This window comes from Pantoea sp. DY-5, from assembly GCF_019795955.1.
GTDB classification, from domain to species: Bacteria; Pseudomonadota; Gammaproteobacteria; order Enterobacterales; family Enterobacteriaceae; genus Pantoea; species Pantoea leporis.
The window spans coordinates 272973-290020 of the sequence record NZ_JAIMIE010000002.1 but is presented as its reverse complement, the minus strand read 5'-3'; the positions used below and the strand labels follow the sequence as shown (position 1 = coordinate 290020).

Below are 17048 nucleotides of genomic sequence, written 5' to 3'. Positions count from 1 at the left end.
GGCTACATTAATAAAGCTGAGAGTACACTTTTACGCCCATTTTTGTGATAATAATAACAATGACCATCACGGCGCATTCCCGCTCGATTCGCGGTTATTTGTGATGAATGTCACTAAATAATTGTATTTAAATGACAGGTTTTCTTTTTAGTGTGACGTGAAGCGCAATTCATCGTCACGGTAGTTGTTAGAATTATCACATTCCCCGGTGGGTTGTGCCCGCCGATCTGAATTTTGGAGAGCATCATGACCGACCTGAAAGCAGCAGCACAGCGCGCATTGCAACTGATGGATTTAACCACCCTGAACGAAGACGACACCGACGAGAAGGTGATCGCGCTGTGCCGTCAGGCGAAATCCCCAGCCGGTAACACCGCTGCCATCTGCATCTATCCGCGTTTCATCCCGGCAGCACGTAAAGCGCTGCGCGAGCAGGGCACGCCGGAAATCCGCATCGCCACCGTCACCAATTTCCCGCACGGCAACGATGACGTTGAGATCGCGCTGGCCGAAACCCGCGCGGCCATCGCCTACGGCGCTGACGAAGTGGATGTGGTGTTCCCGTATCGTGCGCTGATTGCCGGCAACCGCGATATCGGTTTCGAGCTAGTAAAAGCCTGTAAAGAAGCCTGCGCGGCGGCGAACGTGCTGCTGAAAGTGATTATCGAAAGCGGCGAGCTGAAAGACGAAGCGCTGATTCGTGCCGCTTCGGAAATCGCTATCGATGCGGGTGCCGATTTCATCAAAACCTCCACCGGTAAAGTGCCGGTCAACGCGACGCCAGAAGTGGCGGCGATCATGATGCAAGTGATCCGCGACAAAGGCGTGAAGCAGCAGGTTGGTTTCAAACCGGCGGGCGGCGTGCGCACTGCAGAAGACGCGGCGCTTTATCTGCAGCTGGCGGACGACATTCTGGGTGAAGGCTGGGCGGATGCGCGTCATTTCCGCTTCGGTGCCTCCAGCCTGCTGGCAAGCCTGCTGAATACGCTGGGCCACGAAACCGCGACCAGCAAAGCGGGTTACTAAGTTCATATCGATGTTCGTAGGGTCGCCATTTATGGCGACCTCTCTATTCCGGGGAGGCAACCGTGTTCCTGCCACAAGAAATTATTCGTAAAAAACGCGACGGCCAGGCGCTGAGTGAAGCGGAGATCCGCTTCTTTATCAACGGCGTGCGCGACAACAGCGTTTCTGAAGGTCAAATTGCCGCGCTGGCGATGACCATCTATTTCCATGATATGACGCTCAACGAGCGCGTGGCGCTGACCATGGCGATGCGCGACTCCGGCACGGTGCTGAACTGGAAATCGCTGAATCTCAACGGCCCGATTGTTGATAAACACTCCACCGGCGGCGTCGGCGATGTTACTTCGCTGATGCTCGGCCCGATGGTAGCGGCGTGCGGCGGTTATGTGCCGATGATCTCCGGGCGCGGCCTCGGCCACACCGGCGGCACGCTGGATAAACTGGAAGCGATTCCGGGCTTCGATATCTTCCCGAGCGACGATCGTTTCCGCGAGATTATTAAAGACGTCGGCATCGCGATTATTGGCCAGACCAACTCGCTGGCACCGGCCGACAAACGTTTCTACGCTACACGCGACATCACTGCCACCGTGGACTCCATTCCGCTGATCACCGCATCGATCCTCGCCAAAAAGCTGGCAGAAGGATTAGATGCGCTGGTGATGGACGTGAAAGTGGGTTCCGGCGCCTTTATGCCGACCTTCGAAGCCTCAGAAAATCTGGCGCAGGCGATTGTCGGCGTCGCCAATGGCGCAGGTTGTAAAACCACCGCGCTGCTCACCGACATGAATCAGGTGCTGGCTTCCACCGCCGGTAATGCGCTGGAAGTGCGTGAAGCGGTGCAGTTCCTGACCGGCGAGGCGCGCAATCCGCGTCTGCTGGAAGTGACGATGGCGCTGTGCACGGAAATGCTGATCTCCGGCAAACTGGCCGAAAATGACGCCGATGCGCGCCAAAAGCTGCAGCAGGTGCTGGATAATGGCAAAGCCGCCGAAGTGTTTGCCCGCATGGTGGCGGCGCAAAAGGGTCCGGTGGATTTCATCGAGCGCATGGACAGCTATCTGCCAGCGCCAACCCTGAGCAAAGCGGTATTCGCCGATGGCGCGGGTATCGTCAGCGCGATGGATACGCGAGCGCTCGGCATGGCGGTAGTTGCGCTCGGCGGTGGCCGCCAGCGCGCCAGCGACAGCATTGATTACAGCGTGGGCCTGAGCGACATGATCACGCTCGGCACGCAGATTGACGCACAGCGTCCGCTGGCGATTATCCACGCCGCGTCGGAAGCGCAGTGGCAGCAGGCCGCCGCCGCCGTTAAAGCAGCCATCACGCTGAGCGATACTGCGCCAGCGATTACGCCGGTAGTTTATCGTCGCATTAGCGAATAACTGGCGCTTCTTCGTGCCAGGCAGCGGCCGTTCGGGTATACTGATCTGATCGCTTTTTTTTGACTTGTCATCGCGCATTGCGCAGGAGACTTGCATGAAACGTGCTTTTATTATGGTTCTCGACTCCTTCGGGATCGGCTCCAGCAAAGACGCCGATAAATTCGGTGATGAAGGATCGGACACGCTCGGCCATATCGCCGAAGCCTGTTTCGAAGGCCGCGCCAATGAAGGTCGCGAAGGCCCGCTGCACTTACCTAACCTGACCAAACTGGGCCTCGGCAAAGCGGCTGAGCTCTCTACCGGTCGTTTCCCGCCAGGCCTCGATCCCAACGCGGAAATCATCGGTGCGTATGCTTACGCCAGCGAATTGTCGTCCGGTAAAGATACGCCGTCGGGCCACTGGGAAATCGCCGGCGTGCCGGTGCTGTTTGATTGGGGCTATTTCAGCGACAAAGAGAACAGCTTCCCGCAGGAGCTGCTGGATATTCTGGTGAAACGTGCCGATCTGCCGGGATATCTCGGAAATTGTCACTCATCGGGCACGGTGATCCTCGACCAGCTCGGCGAAGAGCACATGAAAACCGGCAAGCCGATTTTCTACACCTCGGCGGATTCGGTGTTCCAGATTGCCTGCCACGAAGAGACCTTTGGCCTCGATCGCCTGTACGAATTGTGCGAAATCGCCCGTGAAGAGCTGACCAATGGCGGCTACAACATCGGCCGCGTGATTGCGCGTCCGTTCGTTGGCGACAAAGCGGGTAACTTCGAGCGTACCGGCAACCGTCACGATCTGGCCGTGGAACCGCCAGCGCCGACCATGCTGAAAAAGCTGGTTGACGAGAAGGGCGGTGAAGTGATTTCGGTGGGTAAAATCGCCGATATCTATGCCGAGCAGGGCATCACGCAGAAGGTCAAAGCCACCGGCTTAGACGCGCTGTTCAACGCCACCATCGAACAGATGAAGAAAGCGCCAGATACTTCGATTGTGTTCACTAACTTCGTTGATTTTGACTCAACGTGGGGACATCGTCGCGATATCGCCGGTTATGCGGGCGGACTGGAGTTGTTCGATCGTCGTTTGCCAGAGCTGATGGAGTTGGTGAAAGAGGGCGACATTCTGATCCTCACCGCCGATCACGGCTGCGATCCAAGCTGGAAAGGCACCGAGCACACGCGTGAGCACATTCCGATTCTTATCTACGGCCCGAATGTGAAGCCAGGATCGCTGGGATACCGCGATACCTTCGCGGATATCGGCCAGACCATCGCAAAATATTTTGGCCTGTCCAGCATGGACTACGGCAAGAGCATGCTGTAAAACAGCGCCCCAAATTTAATAAGGAAAATAACCATGGCAACGCCTCATATTAATGCAGAAATGGGTGATTTCGCGGACGTCGTGCTGATGCCAGGCGATCCGCTGCGCGCAAAGCACATTGCGGAAACCTTCCTCGAAGATGTGGTGGAAGTGAACAACGTGCGCGGCATGCTGGGTTACACCGGGACTTATAAAGGCCGCAAGATTTCGGTGATGGGTCACGGCATGGGCATTCCATCCTGCTCGATCTACACCAAAGAGCTGATCACCGATTTCGGCGTGAAGAAGATTATCCGTGTCGGTTCTTGCGGCGCAGTGCGCGCAGACGTGAAACTGCGCGACGTGGTGATTGGTATGGGTGCCTGCACCGATTCCAAAGTGAACCGCATGCGCTTCAAGGATCACGACTTCGCGGCGATTGCTGACTTCGACATGGTGCGTAACGCCGTTGATGCCGCGAAAGCGCTGGGCGTTGATGCGCGTGTGGGTAACATCTTCTCCGCCGATCTGTTCTATACGCCAGATCCGCAGATGTTCGACGTGATGGAGAAGTACGGCATTCTGGGTGTGGAGATGGAAGCGGCGGGTATTTACGGCGTGGCAGCAGAGTTTGGTGCGAAAGCGCTGACCATCTGTACCGTGTCGGACCACATCCGCACCCACGAGCAGACCACGGCGGCTGAGCGCCAGACCACCTTCAACGATATGATTAAGATCGCGCTGGAGTCAGTGCTGCTGGGCGATTAATCACTGCGTTAACCAGGTCGGCATAAATGCCGACCCTACATTCGTCGTAGGGGCGCCATTCATGGCGACCTGGCTTCCCCCCGTAAACATCTGACACACTTTTACCCAGGCTTGTGCATCTTCGTGCTGGCTCTGAAACAATCTCTGCTTATCATTAGCGTGATAACAAAGAGACTAAGCCCACCTGATGAATTTCCGTAATTTCGAAGCAGAAGAAAAGCTGTTTGCCCGCCGTGCGATTGTCGCTTTTGCCCTGGTTGTCATCTGCTTTACCATTTTAGGCATCAACCTGTATCGCTTGCAGGTCGATCAGCACAGCTATTACCAGACGCGTTCCAACGAAAACGACATCAAAATGATCCCCATCGCGCCCACGCGTGGATTGATCTTCGATCGCAACGGCATTCCGCTGGTGCGCAACGTCAGTTGGTACGACATTCACATCACGCCGTACAAAATCGACAACATGCAGGAAACGCTGAAAGAGCTGACGCCGATTGTCGATCTCACGCCGGAAGAGATTGAAACCTTCGAGCACGAGCTCAAACAGAACAGCCGCTACAAGCCGGTTGAACTGAAAGCGGAACTGACTGACGAAGAAGTCGCGCGCTTCGCCGTCAATCAATTCCGCTTTAGCGGCGTCACCGTCGATACCTATCAGGACCGTGAATATCCTTACGGTGCCGACCTGGCGCACGTGCTTGGCTATGTCTCGAAAATCAACGATAACGACTACAAACGCCTGAATGCGCAAGGCGTTGGCGAGAATTACGCGGCGGACCACAACATCGGTAAGCAGGGCATTGAAGGCTATTACGAATCGCTGCTGCACGGCAAAACCGGCTATCAGGAAGTGGAAGTGGATAACCACGGCCGCATCGTGCGCGTGCTGAAAGAGGTGCCGCCGGTGGCCGGTCAGAACATCACGCTGACGCTCGATCTGCATCTGCAACAGTACGTCGAGAGCCAGTTAGCCGGGCAACGCGCGGCGGCGCTGATTGAAGATCCGCACGACGGCAGCGTGCTGGCGATGGTTTCCGCGCCGAGCTACGATCCCAATCCGTTCGTCAAAGGCATCAGCTACAAAGCCTATAAAGCCCTGCTGCAGGATAAAGACCTGCCGCTGATCAACCGCGTCACGCAAGGCTTGTATCCGCCGGCTTCCACGGTGAAGCCTTATATGGCGATGTCGGCGCTGCTGACCAAAGTCATCACGCCGAGCTTTACCCTATTTGGCGCGCCCACCTGGACGCTGCCGGGTACCGATCGTAAATATCGCGACTGGAAAAAAACCGGTCACGGCATGCTGGACGTGACGAAAGCGATCGAAGAGTCGGCGGATAGCTTCTTCTATCAGGTGGCGTTTATGATGGGTATCGATCGTATCCACACCATGCTGAGCCAGTTTGGCTATGGCAAATCGACCGGCATCGATCTCAACGAAGAGTACGCCGGATTATTGCCAAGCCGTGAATGGAAGCAAAAAGTGCACAAAAAGATGTGGTATCAGGGCGATACCGTTTCGGTTGGCATTGGGCAAGGTTACTGGGTGGCGACGCCGATTCAGATGGTGAAAGCGCTGGTGGCGCTGTTGAATAATGGCCGCGTGATTAATCCGCATCTGCTGGAGAAATCGCAGCGCGGCACGGTGGTGCAGCCGTATCAGGCAAAATTACCGCAGCCGCAGATTGGTGATGCCAAATCGCCGTATTGGTCGCTGGTGCGCCACGCCATGTTTGGCATGGCGAATGCGCCGAACGGCACCGGCTACAAATACTTCCACACCGCGCCTTACGGCATTGCGGCGAAATCGGGCACCTCGCAGGTGTTCAGCCTGAAGCAGAATCAGGTGTATAACGCCAAAATGACGCCGATGCGCCTGCGTGACCACATCTTCTACACCGCGTTTGCGCCGTTTAACGATCCCAAAGTGGCGGTGGCGTTGATTCTGGAAAACGGCGGCAACGAAGGCGTCACGGCGGCACCGCTGATGCGCAATATTCTCGACCACATCTTTATGCCGGAAGCCTCACCGCCGCCGGTGGCGACGGCGGCGCAGTAAACTATGCGGCCTTGGCAGGTTGTTGTCATGCCGCCTGGTTTGTGGGGTCGCGGTGCATTGCGACCTGCAACGCATCACTCCTCTCGCAATGTCGCGGTAACATGCCCAATCGCGCGCACCACTTCGCTGGAACTGTCACGAATATCCGCCATCATGCCGCCAGCCTCTTTCGCCAACCCCACGCCCTGATCGGCGCGTTTCAGGTTGGAGGCGATGCCTTTCAGCGCTTTCTCCGCCAGCGTATGGTTCTTCTGCACCATGTTCTCAATTTCGGTGGTGGCGCGGTTAATGTTGGCCGCCAGCGTGCGCACTTCATTGGCTACCACGGCAAAGCTGCGACCATGCTGACCGGCACGCGCCGCTTCCACCGCGGCGTTCAGCGCCAGCAGGTTGGTTTGATCGGCAATCCGGCGAATGCTCTCGACAATGGCGCCAATGCGATCCGACGATTCGCTCAAATCGTTGATATCACCGGAAATGCCGTGCAGCTCGCCCGCCAAATCATTCATGGTCTGCACGCTGTTCTCGATCACTGTCGCGCCGAGACGCGTGCTTTCGCTGGTTTGCAGCGCTGTTTGATACGCCTGCTGCGCCGCTTCGCGCTCTTGCTGGTTCTTCTCCACCTGCGCGGTGACATCGGTGGCGAACTTCACCACTTTGTACAACTCGCCGGTTTCGTTAAACACCGGGTTGTAAGTGGCGCGCAGCCACACCGTTTGGCCGCGTTTATTCACGCGCTGGAACTGGCCAGAGATAAATTCGCCCTGATTCAGTTTGTGCCAGAAGCGGCGATATTCGTCGCTGTTGCGCATCTCTGGCGGGCAGAACTGGCTGTGATGCACGCCAATCACCTCAGACGCGCTGTATCCCATGGTTTTCAGGAAGTTGTCGTTGGTCATCAACACTTCGCCCTTGAGATTGAAGGCAATCACCGCCATCGAACGCTCAATTGCGGTGGTCATGGCGCGCTGCTCTTGTGCGTCCATGATGCGCGCGGTGATATCGCTCGCCAGCTTGACGATTTTAATCACGCGACCGCTGCGATCCTGCACCGGCACGTAATTCGCCTCTAGCCAGATGGGACGGCTGTGTTTTGCCACACGCAGGAATTTATCGCTGAAGCCTTCGCCGCGATTCAGGCGTCGCCAGAAGTCACGGTATTGCGGTGAGTTGAGCATATCGGCGGTGCAGAACATGCTGTGATGCTGACCAACAATCTCTTTGAGCGTGTAACCCATGCGCTCGAGAAACAGCTCGTTGGCGGTAAGGATCTTTCCTTCTGGGGTGAATTCGACCATGGCGATGGCATCTTGTAATGAACTAAGCGTTGCCCTGCTGTGACCGCGTTTTTGCCACGCAAGGCGTGACAGTATTCCTGATGTAATAGTGCTGAACATGGGAGAACCTTATTATTGGTATAGGATGTCAGCACGGTTATCGGCACAAGCGATTAAAAATTCACCTATAACAGCGATAGGCGAATAATTTTTTACCTGTTGGTCTGGAGGTTGCTTTAAAAGGCATCAGTCAGCCGATTTTTGCCTAAAAGCGTTTGACGGTGCTGCGCGAGTAGGGTTTAATGCGCCCCGTTGCCCGGATAGCTCAGTCGGTAGAGCAGGGGATTGAAAATCCCCGTGTCCGTGGTTCGATTCCGCGTCCGGGCACCAACATTCTGAAAACCCAGCCTTTATGGCTGGGTTTTTGCTTTTCTGGGTTTCATCACTCTTCATACAATTTTGTGACGATTACGGCTCGATGCGGTGCTTGAGTCTCTGCATCTCAAAAGCAGAAAAGGTTGTTCTAAGCGGTTGGACGCTCATTCCATGCATCCGTGTACTGGATGTTGCCATCCACAATACGCCACGTGATTTTTTCATACTGCAAACTGACGCTTTCCGTATGGTTTAGTTTGTCATTGCCTGCAAGCTTCACATTTGCCACGCCGCAGTTAACGCCAGTGACCTTCACGTTTTCCATCAGCACCGTGTAATAGCAAACCTCCTGACCTGCATCGCTGATGTTATAAAAGCGCAGTTCCGCGTTTTTTAACGTCTGTCCGGTGGCCGCTGCCTTGTACAGATAAGGCGTGGAGCTATCCACTTCTTTCTCAATCATCATTGATGAATGCTGGCGTGTACCGGTGATCCTACCGTTAGAGCCATCCACCGGCAGGTTAATGCCGTGGCTCATGCCGATAATTTCAATGCTGCCTTCACGGTCGTGAACATCGACAGATCCTCGAATATCTGCTCCACCATCGTCTTTAAGCCACATATACGGAGGGATAGGCATTTCATTAGCTCCTTATTTTTTTAATTAACTTCATGGTTATTAAGTAAACAGCCGTGGTGATGGACACCACGATGACAACATCAATGTAGAAATAGGCGTCGTAGAGAGTTTCAATGTTGGATTCGCCGCTGATAAACACGGCAACCTTTCGGGCGAAATCCTGTGAGATATACGTTTCAGCGCCACCGAGCGATCTGCCAACAACAAGCGTTATTAGTATGAAGAAAACGCATTTTGCGACCCTACGGGCAAGTGTTTGAGCCATTGGCTACGACCTCAATTAATCCTCGGGCCATCAGCGAAGGCTTGCCTGGCACGGGCACCATTAATGTGTTCATAAACGCCTGGCGGATACGCGCATAATCGGAGTTGTGGGGAATGGTGATGCAACCTTCTGACACGGTTCCCGGATGAAGCCGGAATAATTCGCGGCGCACGCCCTCATACCATGTCTCGTCGTCAATGGCTGCATCCTCCCGATAGAGTGCAAACCATTCACTTCGGCCAAAGGCCACGCCTTTCGTGTACTTGTTCCATGCGTCCTGTAATTCCGCCTTTCGCTTACCAAAGAAACCACCCGCGCCGCGATCGACAACCCAGTATTTCCCGGGTGGCAATGGGCCGTCACCCGAAACTGCGCCGCATCCACCTCGATTTCGATAAGCGCCGTTACCAGAAAACGCCATGAAAACGCCGACGCCATAGATGTTTAATGGTGCGTAATCCGCGCCGTTCAGAATAAGTGTTCCATTCAGTGCCATCGTTCCCTCAATATCCATGTAATAACTGTGGGTGATAGTAACAATGAATGGAATGTAGTGCCAATAATTATTAGTGATTCTTATGGGTTTATCTAACGTTTTGAACTAATGGTTCTTTGAATGGCGTATTTTTTGGTTTTTTTATTTCATATAAAACAGTTGCATATAAATATTTATCTCTAAAATTTTTTTGATAAAATCAGCACTGTCAATTGAATTATTGATAAGACTGTAAAAAGGTTAACTCCAGAAATCAGCCTAACCACAGCAGCTATGTCCAAATAAAAAATCGCTTGTCGCCCACAACAATCCTTCATAAATTCTTTCACACCCCAACCAAATTATCGTAGGCCGCAGAGATGAGTGAGTGCGTCATAGAAGAGTGGAACAAAGAGGGTTATTTGATCAGCACGGATGAAAACAAACTGGACCTCGCCGCCATACACCGTTATCTCACCACCTCGACATGGGCAGCAGGCATTGATGAAGAGACGGTTTATGCCTCGATACAAAACAGTCTTAACTTTGGTCTTTACCATCAAGGCTTACAGATTGGCTTTGCGCGGTTAATCACGGATTACGCCACCTTCGCCTATCTGTGCGATGTTTACGTGCTCGACGCGTATCAGGGAAACGGCCTGGCACGCTGGTTGATGGCGTGTATACATGCGCATCCGGTTTTTGCGCGGCTGCGCAGAATTACGCTTTTCACCAGCACGGCGCCGTGGCTGTATGAAAAGTTTGGCTATCAACCGGTTAACCAGCCGAATCACGCGTGGACGATTACCCGGCCTGATATCTACAAAAACAAAGCGTGATAAATCTCACAGCGCCAGCTGAATCGCCTGCACCTCATCCTCCTGCTGCGCAGGCCGCGCGCAGCAGATCAGCACTTCATCATCCGCCACTTGCGCGCTCGGTGGCGTTGGGTAAGTCACCGCGCCTTGCAGCAGTTTAGTTTTACAGCTGCCGCAATGTCCGGCACGACAGCTATACGCCGGGCTCAGGCCACGCGCTTCTGCCAGCTCCAGCAGCGAACCTGCATCCGGCGTCCAGCGCGCCTCTTTCAGTGAATCCATGAACTTCACCGGCACCGATTGGGTTGCTACGGGCAACAGCGGTTTTTCTTCTTTAACAATATCGTTGGTGCGCTGCAGCGACGACGGCCCAAAGGCTTCGGCGTGAATGCGATCGTCGGCGATATTCAGGGCGCGCAGCCCGTCGTACAGCGCCTGGGTAAATTGCGGCGGACCGCACAGATAGAAGTCGTAATCGTTAAACGGCAGCACCTGCGAGAGCAGTGCCATATCGATGCGGCCGGCGAAGTCGTAATCAACATCCGGTTCTGCGTCCGCCGTCTGGCTCAGCACGCGCACCAGCTTCACCGCGCCGTGCGCCGCCGCCAGCAACTGGTCGAGTTCGCGCACGAAAGGGCGCTCGGCTTTGCTGCGCGCCGACTGGAACAGAAACGTGGGGCGCAGGCGCTGTTTGCGCTCTCCTTCGTAAATCAGATGGCGCAGCATCGCCAGCATCGGCGTGATGCCCACGCCAGCGGCAAGCAGCACCGCCGGACGCGGTTCGCTGGCGTCGATAGTAAAATCACCCGCCGGCGCACGCGCTTCCAGCGTATCTCCGGTGTGGAGATGATCGTGCAGATAGCGCGAAACCACGCCATCGCGCTTGACGCTGATGCGGTAAAAATTCTCCGACGGCGCGACCGAAAGCGTATAGGCGCGCATCAACGGCTTATCCGTACCGGGCAGCTGCAGGCGAATCGGCAGATGTTGACCGGCCAGATGCGGCAACAGACCCGCGCCATCATCCGGCACTAAATGAAACGAGCGGATCGTGGCGCTCTCATCCACCACCTTAATCACTTTGAACGGACGCCAGCGCGATGCCAGATCTGCTGCACGCAGGCGTTCGTCGGCGGTTTGCCAGTCGCCGGTCATCAGTGAACTGGGTGCGATGCCATCCGGCGGCGTTAACCAGCGTAAGGCGAGGGCGGCACGACGACGCACGATACGGCGCGGGCGAAACGTCCACAGCCGCTCGGCACCCTGAAAGGCGGCGATCTCGGGCGAGTCAAGAATCACTTCGGCATCGCCGCTCAGTTGCAGCGTGTCGCCGCTGGCGTAATCGACAAACAGCAATCCCGCTTTGCCATTCTGGTGAATGTTGCCCAGCGTGGAGAAAAACAGATTGCCGTTGAAGTCGGGAATGGTCAGCAGACCATCTTCGCTGACGCGCACGAAACCCGGTTTGCCGCCGCGATGCGAGGCATCAACCTGGCGTTCGGCATAGGTGGCGACGTAGAAGGTATCCGCCGCGCCGATGCTGGCGCGCGCGGCATCATCCAGCGCGCTCAGGGTTTCCACGTCACCGCGATACGGTTCGGCGGGAGGATGTGCAAAGTGAAAGTCACGCAGCTGGATATAGCGCGGGCAGTTGCCAAAACTCTGTTCCACCTGCACGCGAAAACCACCGCCAATCGCCTGCAGCAAGCCGTTCATGCGGTTACGTCGCCGCGTGTGCAGTTCGATGCCCAGCAGCCCAACCGGCGCGCCATCCTGCATGCCCGCCGCCGCGGGATCGCCTTGATGCGGACGCGCCTCGATATCCAGCGTGGTGGCATTCGGCGAGAAGATAAAACCGGGTTGGCCTTCCAGCAGCGTGGCCCACGCATCGCCGTGCGCATCCACGCTGCCCGCCACAATAAACGGCAGCTGCGCGTAGAAGTCGCGGTGTTGATCGGGCATGTGATCGCGGATCACGCGCTGGCCGATGTCCGCCATGCGTTCCGCCACGCCCGCCTGTTGCTGAAGCGCAATTTCACCCTGATGCCAAACCGGCCGTTTATTGCTCATGATGGTGGACTCAGGCGATGCTGCGCAGGCCAGCCGCAGTTTGAGGGAAGGGCACAAAGCCCGGCAGCGCTTCGATGCGACGCAACAGCGCGTTCACCGCCGGATAGCCAGAGAGATCGACATTGCCTTCTGGCGCACCCACGATATAGCTGTACTGCGCGACGTCGGCGATAGTCGGGCGATCGCCGACCAGCCACTCGCGACCTTCGAGATGCTGCTCAATGCGTGACAGCACCAGATGCGCGCGGGCAATCACCTCTTCTGGATTGAACGGGCGGCCAAACACGGTAATCAAACGCGCCGCGGCTGGACCAAAGGCGATATCACCGGCTGCCACGGTGAGCCAGCGCTGTACCGCCGCCGCGCCCAGCGCATCTTCCGGCAGCCATTCGCTGCGGCCGGTTTTCTTCGCCAGATAGACCAGAATGGCATTGGAATCGGCAATAAACACGCCGTCATCCTCCAGTACCGGAACCTGACCAAACGGGTTCATAGCGAGAAATTCCGGCGTTTTGTTTTCGCCAGATTTGAGATCGACATCGATGACTTCATGCGGTAAATCCAGCAGCGACAGGAACAGACGTGCGCGGTGAGCATGACCAGAAAGCGGGAAGTGATAGAGTTTCATGTTGCGGTTCCTTAGGTGTTGCTCGGGATAATCCCGAGCCTTGCCATAAGGTTCGCACAGACAATTTAGCGGCAGAATAGCCGGGTTAGCGAAGTCATTGTTGCGAAAAATGGAAGAATCGTGCGGGAGCTACTTCTTGGCTTCAACGCCGGGCGTAGCGGAGCGAATCAGATACTGTTCGGTCACGTCAGGTAAATGCGTCAAGGTCCAGTCGGCCATGGCGATTTCCTGCTCGCGGATACGAGAGAAGATATCGGCACTTTCGTGATCGTTAAGATGCTGCGCCGCCGCAATCAGTGAGGTGTAGCTGGCAATCTCAAGGTGTTCAAACACATTGCCGCTGATCGCGCCTTTCACCACTTCATCTTCCACCATCACGCCGCCAATCGACTGACCAAAAGCGGAGATTTTGCCGGCAAGATCTTTCAATACCGATTGGGAAGTGGAGTAGCGATCAATCACGCTCTGCACCAGCGTCTGATGTTCACGAGTCTCCACAATATGCTGTTCGATACGCAGTTTAAGTTCGGGATAGTGTTCAAGGCGCGAGGCCATTTTTTCCAGCATGCTTTCAGCCTGTTTTTCCATGGCATGGGCATCTTTTACCCAATCGAGAAAGTGCTCTTCGCTGTTGTGGCTCATAATATTTTCCTGACAAATAAATAAAAGGATACTGCGGCTGTTGCCGAATTACCGGCCAGCCGCAATAACGTTATGCGGGAGATTTATCGACGACTCGACGGCTTTTTTTACCGCCTTTTCGTCCTGCTTCAATCGCACGTTCTGGATTATTGCGAAAATTGCCGCCGCTTAATTGGCCGCCTTTTTTACCCGCTTCGCGGGCTCTTTCCGGGTCCATGGCAAAATTGCCAGAACCGCCACGTGGTGTTGTCATAATCAATACCTCAGATAAAGGGGATAACGCGTATTTCACTTGCTACTTAAGGTTAGCCCTAAAAGCCAAACGTACAACCAAAAGCAATTAGGATTTATCTTATCGATGTTGAAATTGTTCAATTATTTTTCATGCATTTAATATATTGATTTTGCTAAATGATAATTAAATCTTCGCGATTAATAGGGGGGTAGAATAATTAACCGCTGCGCTTGTGAGTTATTTTTATTTCAATGTGATGAAATGAATCAGTATTCCTGATGTTTTCATTTTTCCCTAAGGAGAGAGTGGCGGATAGATCATTAGCCATTATCTTAAAAGGGCTTTAAAAAATATAATTGCTTATGTGAAAGTGATTATTTTTAAGCGAAGCGCACTATTTACCCTTTTTAACGGTAAATAGTGCATTGGGATTATTTTACCAGCACCTGCGCACCGGCATTTTTCTCCAGTCGCGTTACGTCAAACAGCGATAGCAGCACCAACAATGCGACGCCGGCGAAGGCGATATGAATATCGCTTTGCGCAATTTCGCTATGCTCCTGCCACAACATGGATGCGCGCAGGAACAGCGCCGCCAGCGCAATACCCGCGCTCATGCTGAACTGGAAGAAGATGCTGAACACCACCGAGGCATCGCTCATCTTGTTTTGCGGCACATCGGCGAAGCCCAAACTGTTGTAGCAGCTGAATTGCAACGAGCGCGACAGCCCGCCAATAAACAGAATCGCGGCGATGGCGAAGTAGCCCAGCGACGGAGTGAGCAGCAAGCAGCCGAGCATTGCCGCGAGGCTGATCACGCCGTTGAACATCAGCACGCGACGAAAGCCCCAGCGCTTCATTAACCAGGTTGTCGCCGGCTTCATCGCCAGGTTTCCGGCAAATACCCACAGCACCATCGCACCGGCCTGCGCCGCGCTCCAGCCAAAACTCAGCTGAAACAGCAGCGGCAGCAAATAGGGCACCGCGTTGATCGAGGCGCGGAAGAACGAGCCGCCAATCACCGCATTACGAAAGGTGGCAATTTTCATCGCGCTAAACGGCAGCAGCGGCTGCGCATGGCGGAAGCTGTGACGATACGCCAGCCAGCTGCACAGCGCGCCCAGCAGCAGCAACGGAATGCCAAAACTGAGATGCATCTGCCCGAGCGCTTCGAGCGCGATAATTAATGAGGTGCAGGCGGTGGCGGTAAGCACAAAGCCGCGCACATCAAACGGTCGCAGCTGTTCGCTTTTGAACTGCGGCACCAGATAAGCGGTGGCGATGATGGAGATAATACCGAGCGGGATATTGAGCCAGAAAATCCACGGCCAATGCCCGTAGGTGACAATCAAACCGCCCAGCGGCGGGCCAAGCACCGGCGCAATCAAGCCCGGCCAGGTAATAAAGGCAATGGTTTTCACCATCTCCTTTTTTTCGGTGACGCGCAGCACCACCATGCGACCCACCGGCACCATCATCGCACCGCCAATGCCTTGCAGAATGCGGCTCAGCGTGAACATCGCGAGCGTGTCGCTTAAGCCACACAGGATTGAGGCGAGGGTGAAAATCAGGATCGCGCTAGCGAATACCGTGCGCGCGCCAACGCGCTCCGCCAGCCAGCCGCTCATCGGAATGAAAATCGCCACCGCCAGTAAATAGGCGCTGACGCCAATGTTCAGCGCCACCGGGCTGGAAGCGAAGTCGCGCGCCATCTGCGGAATCGCAGTCGTGATCACCGTGGCATCGAGGTTTTCCATAAAGAAGGTCACGGCGACCAACAACGCTAACAGCAGGGTGCGATGGGAGTTTGGTCTGGCTTCTCTGCCTGAGTCGATCATGCGAGGTCCTGCGAAAACAGAAGGATGCAAAGACTTTTAATGAAAAGCGCGGCAGGTGCAAACCGAAATGTTTAGCAAAATGTTGATGCCGTCGTAGGGTCGCCATTCATGGCGACCACAACAATGCCCCGGCACGCATTCATGCGCACCAGGTTACATCACGCTGTTTCTGCCACAGTAGCTTTCGTCTCAATAAACTGCACCACCGCACGCGTTACCTCAGCCGTGTTCGCCGTGCCGCCCACATCCGGTGTCAAAATGCCCTTAGCGCAGACATATTCAATGCCTTGCATAATCAGCGCCGCTGCGTCGCGTTCGCCGAGATGCTCCAGCATCTGCACCGCTGTCCAGAACGTGGCTATCGGGTTGGCGATGCCTTTGCCGGTGATATCAAACGCCGAGCCGTGAATCGGTTCGAACATCGACGGGAAGCGACGTTCAGGATCGATATTGGCGGTGGGCGCCACGCCTAAACTGCCCGCCAGCGCACCGGCCAGATCCGACAGAATATCGGCGTGCAGGTTAGTGGCGACGATGGTATCAAGGCTCTGCGGATGCAGCGTCATGCGATGCGTCATCGCATCCACCAGCATTTTGTCCCACTGTACGTCCGGGAACTCCTGCGCCACTTCGGCGGCAATCTCATCCCACATCACCATGCCGTGACGCTGGGCGTTGGATTTGGTCACCACCGTCAGCAGCTTGCGTGGACGCGACTGCGCCAGTTTGAAGGCATAACGCATAATACGCGTCACGCCAACGCGGGTGAAGATCGCCACTTCGGTGCCGACTTCTTCCGGCAAACCACGGTGCGCGCGGCCGCCGTTACCGGAATATTCGCCTTCTGAGTTTTCCCGCACAATCACCCAGTCGAGATCGCCGGGGCCGCGATTGCGCAGCGGTGAAGTGACACCCGGCAGAATTTTGGTCGGACGCACGTTGGCGTACTGGTCAAAGCCCTGACAAATCGGCAAACGCAAACCCCACAGCGTGATGTGATCCGGCACGTCAGGCGCGCCGACCGCACCAAAATAAATCGCATCAAACGTCTTCAGCGTTTGCAGGCCATCTTCCGGCATCATCACGCCGTGTTGCTTGTAGTAGTCCGAGCCCCAGTCAAAAGTCTGCACGTTGAATTTGAGATGAGGATCGTGACGCGTCAACGCGTGCAGCACTTCCACGCCAGCAGAGATCACTTCCGGGCCAATACCATCCGCAGGGATTGCGGCAATCGAGTAGTTACGCAT

16 protein-coding genes and 1 tRNA gene are annotated in these 17048 nt (G+C 55.3%); 7 read left to right on the top strand and 10 right to left on the bottom strand.

All coding sequences use genetic code 11. From position 1 onward, the window contains the following. Positions 1–246 precede the first annotated feature (246 nt). The 5 genes from deoC to mrdA all read left to right on the top strand — a co-directional run bounded on the left by deoC (position 247) and on the right by mrdA (position 6538). Entirely contained in the window at positions 247–1026 is a 780-nt protein-coding gene (gene deoC, locus K5Y30_RS09465; RefSeq protein WP_192412100.1) for a deoxyribose-phosphate aldolase, read from the top strand. A 62-nt stretch (positions 1027–1088) separates the two neighbouring features. Continuing rightward, positions 1089–2411, top strand: a complete 1323-nt coding sequence (gene deoA / locus K5Y30_RS09460) for a thymidine phosphorylase (protein ID WP_222211162.1) — start codon at positions 1089–1091, stop codon at positions 2409–2411. Positions 2412–2505: 94 nt separating this feature from the next. Next, positions 2506–3729 carry a phosphopentomutase gene (deoB, locus tag K5Y30_RS09455; protein ID WP_222211161.1) on the top strand — a complete coding sequence of 408 codons (1224 nt, stop codon included), beginning with the start codon at positions 2506–2508 and terminating at the stop codon, positions 3727–3729. Between the two features lie 33 nt (positions 3730–3762). Then, positions 3763–4476, top strand: a complete 714-nt coding sequence (gene deoD, locus K5Y30_RS09450; RefSeq protein ID WP_008103284.1) for a purine-nucleoside phosphorylase — start codon at positions 3763–3765, stop codon at positions 4474–4476. Positions 4477–4663: 187 nt separating this feature from the next. Further along, complete coding sequence (gene mrdA, locus K5Y30_RS09445) at positions 4664–6538, top strand: penicillin-binding protein 2 (RefSeq protein ID WP_222211160.1); 1875 nt, start codon at positions 4664–4666, stop codon at positions 6536–6538. Positions 6539–6612: 74 nt separating this feature from the next. Here mrdA and K5Y30_RS24915 read toward each other — a convergent pair whose 3' ends face one another. Beyond that, positions 6613–7935 (bottom strand): PAS domain-containing methyl-accepting chemotaxis protein, encoded by a 1323-nt coding sequence (locus K5Y30_RS24915; RefSeq protein WP_222211159.1) that lies wholly within the window; start codon positions 7933–7935, stop codon positions 6613–6615. Between the two features lie 194 nt (positions 7936–8129). On the opposite strand from K5Y30_RS24915, the gene K5Y30_RS09435 reads away from it, so the two are divergent. Further along, positions 8130–8205: transfer RNA gene (locus tag K5Y30_RS09435), tRNA-Phe, on the top strand. A 133-nt stretch (positions 8206–8338) separates the two neighbouring features. Here the strand turns inward: K5Y30_RS09435 and K5Y30_RS09430 are convergent. From K5Y30_RS09430 to K5Y30_RS09420, 3 genes are read right to left on the bottom strand one after another with little or no spacing between them, the layout of a single operon-like run. After that, positions 8339–8830 carry a type VI secretion system tube protein TssD gene (locus K5Y30_RS09430; protein ID WP_222211157.1) on the bottom strand — a complete coding sequence of 164 codons (492 nt, stop codon included), beginning with the start codon at positions 8828–8830 and terminating at the stop codon, positions 8339–8341. A 4-nt stretch (positions 8831–8834) separates the two neighbouring features. After that, the gene (locus K5Y30_RS09425; protein WP_222211155.1) at positions 8835–9095 is read right to left on the bottom strand and encodes a hypothetical protein; all 261 of its coding nucleotides are present in this window, start codon (positions 9093–9095) and stop codon (positions 8835–8837) included. Continuing rightward, the gene (locus K5Y30_RS09420; RefSeq protein ID WP_222185473.1) at positions 9073–9591 is read right to left on the bottom strand and encodes a DUF2778 domain-containing protein; all 519 of its coding nucleotides are present in this window, start codon (positions 9589–9591) and stop codon (positions 9073–9075) included. Before K5Y30_RS09420 ends, K5Y30_RS09425 begins: the two co-directional genes overlap by 23 nt. Before the next feature lie 359 nt (positions 9592–9950). On the opposite strand from K5Y30_RS09420, the gene K5Y30_RS09415 reads away from it, so the two are divergent. Continuing rightward, on the top strand, positions 9951–10409 hold the full coding sequence (locus K5Y30_RS09415; protein ID WP_222211153.1) for a GNAT family N-acetyltransferase: 459 nt from the start codon (positions 9951–9953) through the stop codon (positions 10407–10409). 6 nt (positions 10410–10415) lie between these two features. On the opposite strand, the gene K5Y30_RS09410 is transcribed toward K5Y30_RS09415, so the two are convergent. The 6 genes from K5Y30_RS09410 to K5Y30_RS09385 all read right to left on the bottom strand — a co-directional run bounded on the left by K5Y30_RS09410 (position 10416) and on the right by K5Y30_RS09385 (position 17048). Then, entirely contained in the window at positions 10416–12458 is a 2043-nt protein-coding gene (locus K5Y30_RS09410; RefSeq protein ID WP_222211151.1) for a pyridoxamine 5'-phosphate oxidase family protein, read from the bottom strand. Positions 12459–12468: 10 nt separating this feature from the next. Then, complete coding sequence (locus tag K5Y30_RS09405; RefSeq protein WP_222185476.1) at positions 12469–13086, bottom strand: glutathione S-transferase family protein; 618 nt, start codon at positions 13084–13086, stop codon at positions 12469–12471. Between the two features lie 129 nt (positions 13087–13215). Then, positions 13216–13728, bottom strand: coding sequence for a ferritin-like domain-containing protein (locus K5Y30_RS09400; RefSeq protein WP_222211149.1), 513 nt, complete (start codon positions 13726–13728; stop codon positions 13216–13218). Positions 13729–13798: 70 nt separating this feature from the next. Then, positions 13799–13981, bottom strand: coding sequence for a general stress protein (locus tag K5Y30_RS09395; RefSeq protein ID WP_110867269.1), 183 nt, complete (start codon positions 13979–13981; stop codon positions 13799–13801). A 413-nt stretch (positions 13982–14394) separates the two neighbouring features. Beyond that, positions 14395–15801 (bottom strand): MFS transporter, encoded by a 1407-nt coding sequence (locus K5Y30_RS09390; RefSeq protein ID WP_222185478.1) that lies wholly within the window; start codon positions 15799–15801, stop codon positions 14395–14397. Positions 15802–15959: 158 nt separating this feature from the next. Next, positions 15960–17048 (bottom strand): tartrate dehydrogenase, encoded by a 1089-nt coding sequence (locus K5Y30_RS09385; protein ID WP_222185479.1) that lies wholly within the window; start codon positions 17046–17048, stop codon positions 15960–15962.